This window comes from Streptomyces coelicoflavus (assembly GCF_003112555.1).
GTDB classification, from domain to species: domain Bacteria; phylum Actinomycetota; class Actinomycetes; order Streptomycetales; family Streptomycetaceae; genus Streptomyces; species Streptomyces coelicoflavus.
In genome coordinates this window covers 338,643-351,520 of record NZ_BEWB01000008.1, presented here as the reverse complement: position 1 = coordinate 351,520, position 12,878 = coordinate 338,643, and the positions used below count along the sequence as shown (strand labels likewise).

4 protein-coding genes are annotated in these 12,878 nt (G+C 71.2%); all 4 read left to right on the top strand.

From position 1 onward, the window contains the following. Positions 1–2: 2 nt before the first annotated feature. The 4 genes from Sco07f_RS21085 (at position 3) to Sco07f_RS21070 (ending at position 12,872) form a co-directional block, all read left to right on the top strand. Positions 3–9,029, top strand: coding sequence for a non-ribosomal peptide synthetase (locus tag Sco07f_RS21085; protein WP_108988776.1), 9,027 nt, complete (start codon positions 3–5; stop codon positions 9,027–9,029). Beyond that, positions 9,026–10,708, top strand: coding sequence for a cytochrome P450 (locus Sco07f_RS21080; RefSeq protein ID WP_108988775.1), 1,683 nt, complete (start codon positions 9,026–9,028; stop codon positions 10,706–10,708). Before Sco07f_RS21085 ends, Sco07f_RS21080 begins: the two co-directional genes overlap by 4 nt. A 264-nt stretch (positions 10,709–10,972) precedes the next feature. Continuing rightward, the gene (locus Sco07f_RS21075) at positions 10,973–11,713 is read left to right on the top strand and encodes an SDR family NAD(P)-dependent oxidoreductase (protein ID WP_108988774.1); all 741 of its coding nucleotides are present in this window, start codon (positions 10,973–10,975) and stop codon (positions 11,711–11,713) included. A 55-nt stretch (positions 11,714–11,768) separates the two neighbouring features. After that, entirely contained in the window at positions 11,769–12,872 is a 1,104-nt protein-coding gene (locus tag Sco07f_RS21070) for an SIS domain-containing protein (protein ID WP_159106965.1), read from the top strand. Positions 12,873–12,878 lie beyond the last annotated feature (6 nt).

Genomic DNA, 12,878 nt, shown 5'->3' with positions numbered 1-12,878 from the left:
CGATGGGCACCACCAGTCAGGACACCGGCCTTGATCTCATCCGGCGGATCCGCTCCCTGCCGGAGAAGCGGCAGCGCGCCCTGATCGCGCTGCTGCGCAAACAGGGCGTCGACCTCTCCGCGCTCGAGAGCATCCCCCGGCTGCCCCGGACCGACGGCACACCGGTGCCGCTGTCCTTCACCCAGCAGCGGCTGTGGTTCCTCGCCCAGCTGGACGGCACCAGCGCCGCCTACAACATCCCGATGGCGATGCGGCTGCGCGGCCGCCTCGACCGCCCCGCGCTGCTGCGTGCCCTGGCGGCGGTCGTCCAGCGGCACGAGGTGCTGCGCACCCGGTTCGCCGACGACGGCGGCGTACCGCGCCAGGTCATCGGTGACGGCGGCGACTTCACGGTCGCCGAGGAGGAGCTGACCGACCCGGAGCGGCTCGCCGCGATCTGCCGCGAGGAGGCCGCCGCCCCCTTCGACCTGGAGCGCGGGCCGCTGATCCGGGTACGGCTGCTGCGGCGGTCGGAGCAGGAGCACCACCTGCTCGTCACCACGCACCACAGCGTGTCCGACGGCTGGTCGGTCGGCGTGTTCTTCCGCGACCTCGTCGCCCTGTACGAGGCGTTCGCCGCGGGCCGCCCCGACCCGCTGGAGCCGCTGCCCGTGCAGTACGCCGACTACGCGCACTGGCAGCGCGAGCGGCTCGCCGGTGAACTGCACGGCCGTCAGACGGACTACTGGAAGCGCCAACTGGCCGGTGTCGACCCGCGGCTGACGCTGCCCACCGACCGGGAACGCCCGCGGGTGAAGACCTACACGGGCGCCAAGGAGAACTTCACCTGCCCGCCGGAACTGCTGAACGCCCTGCGTGACGTCGCCAAGGTCCACGAAGCCACGCTCTACATGACCCTGCTGGCCGCCTACACCGTCGTCCTCAACCGCTGCACCCGCCAGACGGACATCGCCGTCGGCACGGTCGTCGCAGGCCGCGGGCGGCGCGAGGTCGAGGATCTCGTCGGCTTCTTCGCCAACACCCTGGTGATGCGCGCGGATCTCGCGGACGACCCGGAATTCCGCGAACTGCTGGCCCGGGTGAAGAAGACCGCGCTGGAGGCCTACGCCCATCAGGACGTTCCGTTCGAGGCCGTCGTGGAGGCCCTGGACACCGAGCGCAGCCTCGCCCATTCACCCGTCTTCCAGACGATGTTCGTCCTCCAAGAGGCGCAGACCCGACGGGACGTCACTCTCGGCGGACTCGAGGTGTCCCCGGTCGACTTCGACCTGAGCTTCACCAAGTTCGACCTGACGCTCGACCTGAGGGAGTCCCCCGACGGACTGGTCGGCACCGTCGAGTACAACCCCGACCTGTACGACCGCGCGACCATCCGGCGCTTCATCGGCCACTACACCCGGCTGCTGGCCGCCGTCGCCGACGATCCGGAGCAGCCCGTCTCCCGGCTCGCCATGATCGACGCCGCGGAGCGTCACCAGGTGGTCGAGGTGTTCAACGACACCGAGCGCCCCTTCAGCGACGACCGGTGCCTGCACGAACTCTTCGAGGAGCAGGTGGCCCGGCACCCCGGGCGCACCGCGCTGGTCACCACCGACCGCTCATGGACGTACGCCGAACTCGACGCCTGGGCCGAACGCGTCGCGCGCGGCCTGCGCCGGCACGGTGTCGGGCCGGACACGCTGGTCGGACTGCACGCCGAGCGTTCCGCCGAAATGGTCGCCGGCATCATGGGCGCCCTGAAGGCCGGCGGCGCCTACATGCCGATCGAGCCGTCCTACCCGGCCGCCCGCCGGACGGACCTCGTGGACCGCTCCGGGGTCGCCGTGGTCCTCACCCAGCCGCACCTGGACGCCGAACCACTGCACGGCGTCGAGCACCTGCTCGTCCTGCACCCCGACGGCACCCTGCGCGACCGGACGGGCACCGACGTCCCCGAGACGCGGGACCCGGACGACCCCCCGGCCGAACCCGGCGTCCACGCCGGTCACTTGGCGTACGTCATCCACACCTCAGGCTCCACGGGACGCCCCAAGGGCGTGATGATCGAGCACCGGGCCGCGGTGAACCGCATCGAGTGGATGCAGAACGAGTACCGGCTCACCGGCGACGACGTCGTCCTCCAGAAGACCCCGTACAGCTTCGACGTGTCCGTCTGGGAGTTCTTCTGGCCGCTGCTCGCCGGCGCCCGTCTCGCGATCGCCGCGCCCGGCGGTCACCGCGACCCGGCCTACCTGCTCTCCGCCGTCCGCGCGTTCGGCGTGACCACCCTGCACTTCGTGCCGTCGATGCTGCGCAGCGTCGTCCAGGAGCCGGACTGGGCGCGGTGCACGACCGTACGACAGGTGTTCTGCAGCGGCGAGGCACTGCCCCCGGACCTGTGCGTACGCCACTACGAGCAGCACACCGCGCCACTGCACAACCTGTACGGGCCCACCGAGGCGGCCGTCGACGTCAGCCACTGGACCGTCCCCGCCGACGGCACGCCCCGCGTCGTCCCCATCGGCAGGCCGATCCAGAACATCCGGCTGCACGTGCTCGACGAGGCTCTCGCGCCGCAGGGCGTCGGCTGCGTCGGCGAGCTGTACATCGCCGGCGCGGGGCTGGCCCGCGGCTACCTGCACCAGCCGGAGCTGACCCGCGAACGGTTCGTGCCCGACCCGTTCGGCACTTCCCCCGACGCCCGCATGTACCGCACCGGTGACCTGGTGCGCCGACTGCCCGACGGCGACCTGGAGTTCCTCGGCCGCGTCGACGACCAGGTCAAGGTGCGCGGCTTCCGCATCGAGCCCGGCGAGATCGAGCACCGGCTCACGGAACACCCCTCGGTCGCCTCCTCGGCCGTCCTGGTCCGTGAGGACCAGCCCGGCAGCCCCCGCCTGGTCGCCTACGTGGTACCGGAACCCGGGCACGCCCTCGCCGACCACCGCGCCGACCTGATCCGGCACCTCGAAGGCGCCCTGCCCGAGTACATGGTGCCGAGCGCGTACGTCGAACTCGCCGCCCTGCCGGTGACCGCGCACGGCAAGCTCGACCGCCGTGCCCTGCCCGCCCCCGGCATCGACGCGTTCGCCCAGCGGGCCTACGTCGCACCCGCCACCGACACCGAACGCCACCTGGCCGAGGTCTGCGCCGAACTCCTGGGCTTCGACGCCGACCGGGTCAGCGCCGAGGACAACTTCTTCGCCCTCGGCGGCCATTCCCTGATGATCACGGTGCTGGTGGCGCGGCTGAAGGACAGCGGCCTGCACATCAGCGTCCAGGACGTCTTCACCGCGACCACGCTGGCCGATCTGGCGGCGCGCATCGACGCGACCGGGTCGGCGCCCGCGCACACCGTCCCGGCCAACCGGATCCCGGAGCACTGCGAGCGCCTCACCCCCGACCTGCTACCGCTGATCGACCTGACACAGGAGCAGATCGACACCGTCGTGGCCGCCGTGCCCGGCGGGGCGGCCGGCGTCCAGGACGTCTACCCGCTGCTGCCCACCCAGGAGGGCATCCTCTTCCACCACCTGATGGACCCGGACAACGACCCGTATCTCGTCTCCACCCTCTACCGGGCCGACGACGAGGAGGCCTGTGCCCGGTTCGTCGCCGCGCTGCAGCGCATCGTCGACCGCCACGACGTGATGCGCACCGCCGTTCTCACCGCCGGCCTGCCCGAACCGGTCCAGGTCGTGCACCGGGCCGCGCGGATCCCCGTGGAGCGGATCGCGCTCGACGCCGGCCGGGACTTCGAGGAGCAGGCGAGGGAGCTGCTCGCGCGCCAGGAGCGGATGAGCCTCGACAGCGCGCCGCTGCTGCGCCTGGTCGTCGCCGAGGAGCCGCACTCGCGGCGGCGCTACCTCCTCCTGACCGCCCACCACCTCATCGAGGACGCCACCTCCCTGCGGCTGATCCTCGCGGAGCTGGCCGCGCACATGGCGGGCCGCGCCGACCTGCTCGCCGCCCCGCCGCCCTACCGCGACTTCGTCTCCCACACCCTGGCCAGGCACACCGCGGACGACACGGTGGCCCACTTCCGGGCGGCCCTCGAGGGCGTGACGGAACCCACGGCACCGTTCGGCCTCACCGACGTGCACGGCAACGGCCGGCGGGTCGGCCGGCTGCGCCGAGCGCTGCCCGAGCCCCTCGCCCGCGACCTGCGCGCCCAGGCCCAGCGTCTGCGAGTGAGCCCGGCCTGTCTCTTCCACGCGGCGTACGCCTGCTTCGTCGCCGCCACCAGCGGACGCGACGACGTCGTGTTCGGTGCCGTGATGTCCGGGCGTCTTCAGGGCGTGCCCGGGGTGGAGCGCATGCTCGGCAACTTCATCAACACGCTTCCCCTGCGCACCCGGCTGGCCGGCCGGACCGTGCGCGAGCTGGTCGCGGACGTCGACACCGGGCTGCGGGAGCTGATCGCACGGGAGCAGAGCCCCCTGAGCCTGGTCCAGCGGTGCAGCGGCATGGACGGCGACGCCCCGCTGTTCAGCGCCGTGGTCAACTTCCGTCACTTCGAGGCGGGGCAGGACGAGGCGCTGCCACGCATCGACGACCACGGGGTGCGCTTCCTCGCGGCCGTGGACGCCATCAACTACCCCGTGACGGTGTCGCTCGACGACTTCGGCACCGAACTGTCGCTGGACGTCCAGGTCGAGGAGACGGTCACCTGCGAGGCGGTGGCCGACTGCCTCGAAACCGCGCTGGCGGGTCTGGTCGACGCCCTCGCCACGGACGACGGGGCCGCAACCGCCGCGCTCGACGTCAACGTCCTGCCTGCGGGCGACCGGCAGCGCCTGGCCGAGTGGAACGACACCGCGACACCCCTCCCGTACGAGACGCTGCCTGCCGCGTTCGAGGCGCAGGCCGCCCGTACTCCGGACCGCACGGCGCTGATCTTCGAGGGCCGCACCCTGTCCTACGAGGAGCTGAACACCCGTGCCAACCGGCTCGCGCACTGGCTGATCGAGCGGGGCGCCGGGCCCGGGCAGCGGGTCGCGATCCGGATGCCGCGCTCGTTCGACCTGGTGGTCGCCGTCTACGCCGTGGTGAAGACCGGAGCGGCGTACCTCCCCATGGAGACCGACCTTCCCGACGAGCGCGTGCAGCAGGTGCTCGCCGACAGCGAGCCGCTGCTCGTCCTGGAGGAGCTGCCGGACACCACCGGCGGCCGGGACGACGATCCCCGGCCCCGGGTGACCAGGGACGACGCCGCGTACGTGCTCTACACCTCGGGTTCCACGGGCAGGCCGAAGGGTGTGGTGATCCCGCACCGCGCGGGCCTGAACTGGACCGCGTGGAAGCAGAGCCACTACGGCATGAGCGGCGAGGACCGGATGCTGCTGAAGACGTCGGTGGGGTTCGACGTCTCGGTGCCCGAGCTGTTCTGGCCGCTCCAGGTCGGCGCGGCCGTGGTGGTCGCCCGTCCCGACGGACAGAAGGACCCGGAGTACCTCGCCCGGTTGATCCGCGAGGAGCGGGTCACCGACCTCCACTTCGTCCCGTCCATGCTGGCCGAGTTCCTGTCCGAACCGACCGCGGAACTCTGCACCGGCCTGCGCCGCGTCGAGACCGCGGGCGAGGCGCTGCCGGTCGAGCTCGCCGAACGGTTCGCTCGCGTGCTGCCGGACACCGAACTGCACAACCTGTACGGGCCCACCGAGGGCGGTCCCCTCACCGCCTGCCGCTACCGGGCCGAGCCCGGAGCGGCCGCCGTGCCCATCGGCCCTCCGGTGTGGAACACCCGGGTGTACGTGCTGGACGAGGCGCTGCGGCAGGTGCCGCTCGGAGTACCGGGCGAGCTGTACGCCACCGGCGACGGCACGGCCTGCGGCTATCTGAACCGGCCGGACCTGACCGCCGAGCGGTTCGTGGCCAGCCCGTTCGACCCCGGAACCCGCATGTACCGCACCGGTGACCTGGTGCGATGGCGTGCGGAGGGCACGCTCGACTACCTGGGCCGGGTCGACGACCAGGTCAAGGTGCGCGGCTTCCGCGTGGAACCCGGCGAAGTGGCGAACGCACTGCTCACGCACCCCTCGGTGCACCGTGCCGTGGTCCTCCCGCAGGGGAGCGGCGCCGCCCGCACGCTCGCCGCCTACGTGAGCCCGACTCCCGGGTGGCTGCACACCGCCGACCGGGAGGAGAACGCCGCCCACCTCGAACGGTGGCGGCAGGACCGCGACGACCGGTACGCGCACGGCACCGCGCCGGCCGACCGGGAACGCGTCGACGCCGTGGCCCGTCAACTGGAGCGCATACGCCCGAAGCGGGTGCTGGAGATCGGCTGCGGCGGGGGCGAGCTGCTCCTGCGCTACGCCGCGGACTGCGCTTCGGTGTGCGCGCTCGAACCGTCGGCCACGGCTCTCGAGGCGGCCCGCCGCGGCGTGGCCGAACGGGGCTGGTCGCACGTCACCCTGGTCCAGGGGGACGCCCTGTCCGTGCCGGAGGCGCCGGGCGGGAAGTTCGACACGATCGTGCTCAACTCGGTGGTGCGGCACTTCCCGAACGAGGGGTACCTGGAGGACGTACTCGCCCTCCTGGTCCCGCTCCTGGAGGACGGCGGCAGCATCCTCGTCGGTGACGTCCGGAACCTGGATCTGTTCACCGCCCAGCTCTGCGCGGCCGAGTCGGACCGTACCGATCCCGGCGCCCCCGTCGAGGAGACGGCCGCCCGGGTGCGGCTCGGCCGGCGCCAGGAGCGGGAACTGCTGGTCAGCCCGACGTACTTCGCGCGGCTGCCGGAGCGTCTGCCCGAGCTGGGGTCGGCCGACCTCGTCCTCGCGCGGGGCGGGGGAAGCGGCGAGGCGCTCGCCTACCGCTACGACGTGATCCTGCGCAAGGAGGCCGCCCCGGCCGCCACCCTGCCGTGGCTGGAGGCAGCCTCCCCGGCGGAGCTGCGCACCCTTCTGGACGGCGAGGTCCCCGACCGGTTCGGGGTGAGCGGCCTGACGAACCCCCGTGTCACCGACGCCGTACGCCTCGGCGCGGAGCTCGGGCACCGGCCGCACCCCCGAGCGGCCGAGCCGCCCGTGCCCCGCTCGCGGACGGCGGACGACGCCGGGGAGCTGGAAGCCGTCCTCCGGCACGCCGAGGAGCTCGGCTTCCACGTGGCGGCCACCTGGTCGCAGGACCGGCTCGACGGCGTCGACCTGGTGCTCGGCCGGGACGAACTGCCCCGCGTACGGGCGCGTCACCCCTATCGGGCAGCCGCCGCCACCAACCATCCGCAGCTGGGAGGCAGGGGCCCTTCGCTGGCCCGCACCCTCAAGGAGCACCTCTCCGCGCAGCTTCCGCACTACATGGTGCCCGGCGTGTTCGTGGTCCTCGACGAACTGCCGGTCACACCGAACGGCAAGGTGGACAAGCGGGCCCTGCCCGCCCCGGACGAGGCCGACGTGACCAAGGAGCAGTACGTCGCCCCGCGGACCGAGGCACAGCGCACGCTGTGCCGGATCGTCGCCGACGTCCTCGGGCTCACCCGGGTCGGGCTCCAGGACAACTTCTTCGATCTCGGCGGACACTCCCTGCTCGCGACCCGGCTCACCCTGCGGATCAGGAAGGAGACCGGCGCCGAGCTTCCGCTCCAGCTGATCTTCAGCGGGGCCACCGTCGAGGAGATGTCCACCGTCCTGGAGCGGCCGGCGGAGCGGGAGAGCCGACCGTCGGCCCCGGCCGGCCGGGCACAGGCCGACGAGCCGGGGGAGCGGGAACCGGCGCCCCTCACCCTCCAGCAGCGCGACCTGTGGTTCCTCGACCGGCCCGCACACCTGGGAACGGCGCACGACAACGTCCAGCTGGCGTTCCGGATCAACGGCTCCCTCGACCGCGAGGCCTACGCGCGCGCCGTGGAAGGGCTGGTGGAACGGCACGCGGTCCTGCGCACCGGTTACGTCCGGCTCGACGGCACCGTGACCCAGAACGTCCGTCCCGCCGACGGCTTCGCGGTACGGCAGGCGACCGTCGACGAGGACGCGGTCACGCAGTGGCTGCGCGCCGAACGGCTGCGCCCCTTCACGCCGGAGGGCCCGTACGCGATCCGCGCACACCTGCTCACCGTCTCCGACGACCGGCACATCGGGGTGCTGACCCGGCCCTGGGGCGTCTTCGACGGCTGGTCGGTGAACGTCGTACTGGCGGACCTGCTCGAGCTGTACCGCGCCTTCAGCAGGGGGAGGACACCGGAGTTGCCCGAACTGCCGCTGTCCTACGCCGGGTTCGCCCGCTGGCAGGCCCGCGCGACCGACGCCGCCGAACTCTCCCGCCAGGAGGACTACTGGCGGCGGCGACTGGCCGGACTGCCGGCCCGTCTGCCGCTGCGCACCGACTACGAGCGCTGCCCGGTCAAGACGTACCAGGGCTCGTCGGTGGATCTCCGGATCTCCGCCGAACTGCTCGAACGGCTGCGCCGGCTGAGCCAGGAGCAGGGGGTCACGCTCTACATGACCCTGCTGTCGGCCTACGCCGTGCTGCTGGGCGACCACATGGACGGCAGCGAACTGGCCGTCGGGACCGCGGTGTCGAACCGGCCGCGAAGCGAACTGGAGCGCGTGGTCGGATACTTCGTCAACTTCCTGACGCTCCGGCTCGACGTGCCCGCGGACCGGTCCTTCCCCGACGTCCTGGCACAGACCCGGCGCGTCACCACCGAGGCGCACGAACACAAGGACCTGCCGTTCCCCGACCTCGTCCGCGCCCTGGCGCCTGCCCCCGAGCCGGGCTGCTCCCCGCTGTTCCAGGTGATGTTCAACCTGCTCCCCGCCGCCGCCCCCGGAGCCGGCGGTGACGGAACCGACCTGGAGGTGCTGCCCGTCCGTTCCGAGACGACGACCACGAAGTACGACCTCAACCTCGTCGTGGAGGAGACGGCGTCGGGGCTGCTGGGTCACCTGGAGTTCAGCACCGACCTCTTCTCCCCGCGGACCGCCGAGCGCATGGCCCGCGCCTACGAGCGGTTGCTGGCGGAGATCGCGGCGTCCCCGCGGTCGGACGTGGCCCACCTGCGCGCCGCCGCTGCGACGACGCCGGACTCGGCGGGGGCGCCCCGATGACCAATCCCTTCGACCGACCGGACACCGACTACCTCGTCCTCGTCAACGACCGGCGAGAGCACTCGCTGTGGCCGTCGACGATCGACGTCCCGGCCGGCTGGACCGTGGCCTTCGGACCGGCGGGGCGGCCGGACTGCCTGGAGTTCACCGCGACGGCCCGGACGGATCCGCCCGCGGCGGGCCCGTGCCCGGTCGAGCACCGGACGGCACGGCCGGCACCCGCACCACCCGACGTGTCGGACCCGCAGGACGCGGCCCGGCACGAAAGCAGCAAAAGGAGAGACACCAACATGACGGCGAGCACTCCCACGGTTTCGGCGCCGCCCCCCACCATGACGGGGCACCCGCTGTTCGGGTCGCTGATGGACCTCCAGAAGGACACGCTCGGCACCTACCTCAAGGCGCTGCGCGACCACGGTGACGTGGTCCGGTTCACCGTGGGTCCGCCGGGAATGCGGGCGGAGTTCTACGGGGTGTTCTCGGCGGACGGCGCTCAGCAGGTGCTGGCGTCCTCGGCGCAGACGTTCTCCAAGGAGAACCGGTTCCTCGGTGAGCTGCGGCAGTCCTTCGGCAACGGGCTGCTCACCAGCATGGGGGACGAGTACCTGCGCCAGCGCCGGATGCTCCAGTCGTTGTTCACACCACGTCAGGTGAACGAGTACGGCTCGGAGATCACCCAGGAGACCGGCAGCCTCGTCGAGCGGTGGCGGACCGCGCCGGACGCGACCGTCGACGTGGCGGAGGAGATGACGGGGCACACGCTGCGGACGATCTCGCGCATCCTCTTCGGCCGGAAGAACGACGTGGACGCGATGGTTCCCACGGTTCAGCGCAACTTCCCGCTGATCAACGCCTACGCGGTCAAGCGGGCCTTCGCCCCGGTCAACCTGTCCCGCAAGGTGCCCACGCCGGGCAATCTGCGCGCCGCCAAGGCGCACCGCGAGCTGTACGCGGTGTGCGACGAGATCATCTCCGCCCGCCGGGCCGAGGAGTCGGCCGGCTCGACCGGCAGGAACGACATGCTCAGCCTGCTGGCGCGGGCGCACGACGACGACGGGAATCCGATCAGTGCGGAGGAGACCCGCAACCAGGTCCTCGTCTTCCTCGTCACCGGCCACGAGTCCACCGCCACCACACTGGGCCTCACCCTGCACCTCCTCGCCCGCCACCCCGAGGCGCAGGCCCGCGCCCACCAGGAGGTCGACAGCGTCCTGAGCGGCCGTGAGCCCGTCGCCGAGGACCTGGAGAAGCTTCCCTACCTGACGCGGGTGCTCAAGGAGACGCTCCGCCTCTACCCCGCCGCGCCGGCCCAGGGCCGCATCACCACCGAGGACGTGCGGGTCGGCTCGTACACCATCCCGGCGGGCGCCGACGTGGTGGTCAGCTCCGGTGTCGTCCAGCGCCGTCCCGACATCTGGGAGGACCCCGAGGCGTTCGACCCGGACCGGTTCCTGCCGGAGCACGAGGCCGCGCGCCCGCGCTACGCGTGGTTCCCGTTCGGCGGTGGGCCGAGGGCGTGCATCGGCCAGCACCTGGCCATGCTGAACGCCACCCTCACGCTGAGCGTGCTGCTCAAGAACTACTCGTTCACCGCCGTCGACACCGACATCCCGCTGAACACCGGAATCACCCTGCGGGCCACCGGCCAGGTCCGCTGCCGGCTGACGCCGAGAACCTGACCGAACGGGCGGCACTCATTTCCCGGATGATGTGCCGTCCCTGGGTCCGCTCTTGCTGGAGCGAATGCAATCGGGCTAGGCTGAGCGAGATCTCTGAAATGGGGCGCCCCATTTTCTGTAGGCAGTCTCCGTCGGCCGGCTGATGTCCGGCCGGTATTCCTACCCCTGGAAGCATCCCGCGGTCGATTTCTCGCCGGGGTCGAAGCAGGATCAGGCAATTTTCTTTTCCCGGTATGTCCGTCGATGCGTACAGGAGACATGAGGATGCACAAAGAATTCGCGGTGGTGACCGGCGGTACCAAGGGGATCGGGCTCGCCCTGAGCGGCCGCCTGGTGTCGCTGGGGTACCGGGTCGTGGCGCTGTACCGGAGCGACAAGGAGGCCGCCGCCGCGGCCGAGCGCGAGTTCGGGGAGCCCTTCCGGAGCGTTCAGGCCGACCTGTCGGACCGCGACGCGGTGGTCGCCGTGGCGGACGAGCTGCTCGCGGCGTACGGAGCGCCGAAGGTGCTGGTCAACAACGCCGGCCGGAACATCGACCGTCCCTTCCTCGACATGTCGTTCGACGACTGGGACCAGGTGATCGCGGCCAACCTGTCCGCGCCGTTCTACCTCACGCGGGCACTCGCGCCGGGGATGCTCGAGGCGGGCGGTGGATCGGTGGTGAACGTCGCGGCCACCACGGGGATCCGCCCGCGGCTCGACGGGCTGAACTACTGCGCCAGCAAGGCGGGCCTCCTGCACTTCACCAAATGCCTCGCGATGGAACTCGCTCCGACCGTCCGGGTCAACTCGCTCATTCCCGGAATGATCGACACCGAGGAAATGCGCACGCGATTCCGGACGGACGAACCGCAGTACCGCGACAAGCTGCTCGACGAGATCCCGCAGCGACGCATCGGAGATGTCGACATGATGGCCGACGCGTTGGAATTCCTGGTCGGTGAGAAATCTTCATACGTCACCGGTCAGAAGTTGATCGTGGACGGCGGACAGTTCATGTGGTGACTCCGACGTGAGCGAGAAGGCATCCACTCCCATTTTCCGAGAAGAGGCTGTGTACGTGCGTACTCGAATGGACCGGTACGAGGAGTTTCTCTCCGAGGGCTACCGGAAGGGCTTCACGAAGGCCGATGAATACTCGCTGGACGAGCTGTCCGACAGCCTGCGCGACCGTATCGCCGCAGGCCACTTCAAGCGTGTGGTCTTCACCGGCATGGGGTGCTCGGCGATCGTCTCCGACGTCGTGCGCGCCTTCTTCATCTCGACGGGCACCGAGGTGGAGTTCCACGTCTTCAACGACTACGACCACGCCTACCTGCTGCCGTCCTCCGTCATCGACGACGACCGGACCCTGATCATCCTGAGCTCCTACAGCGGTCACTCCCTGGAGCCCGCCCGGGCCTTCCACGCACTCGCGCACGCCCACGACCGGATGGTCCTGCTGACCTCCGGCGGGCGCCTGGCCGAGCTGGGCCGGGAGGCCGGCGTGTCCATCCTCCGCTGGGAGCTGAGCGAGCCCGACCGCGAGTACCCCCTGTTCCACGTGGGGCAGTACTTCGCCATCCTGCTGGACGTCTTCTTCCGGCTGGGCCTGGTCGCACGGGACTTCGGCGACGAGGTGCGGGCGCTCCCGGACCACCTGGCCCACGACTTCACCGACGTGCACCGGGAACTGGCGCGCACGGCGGCCCTGCGGAGCCGGGACGCCAACATCATCATGATCGCCCCGCCGGTGTGGCACGAGAGCCTGCTCAAGCTGGCCAAGATGCACCTCAACGAGATCGCCATGGTGCCGGCCACCCGCAACTACTTCCACGAGTTCTGCCACAGCGAGGTGGCGACCCTGTCGGACCCGACGCGCAAGCACAGCGTGCTGATCTTCGCCGACGCGGACGACGACGAGTACACGCAGGCGAAGCGGAAGAACCTGATCGGCCTGCTCACGAGCGACCGCCCGGAGAACCGGAACATCGAGGTCGTCGAGATACCCATGGCCGAACCCACCTTCATGCGGAAGTACTTCACCGCCCTGGAGCTCGTCCAGCACCTCACGCTGGCCCTCGGCCGCGCCCACGAGACACGGTCCCGCAACCTCATCTCCGAGGCCGCCGGAAACCCCTGGTACCACGGCGACACCATCCTCGCGGAAGCGGCCGCCCACTAGTCCGCC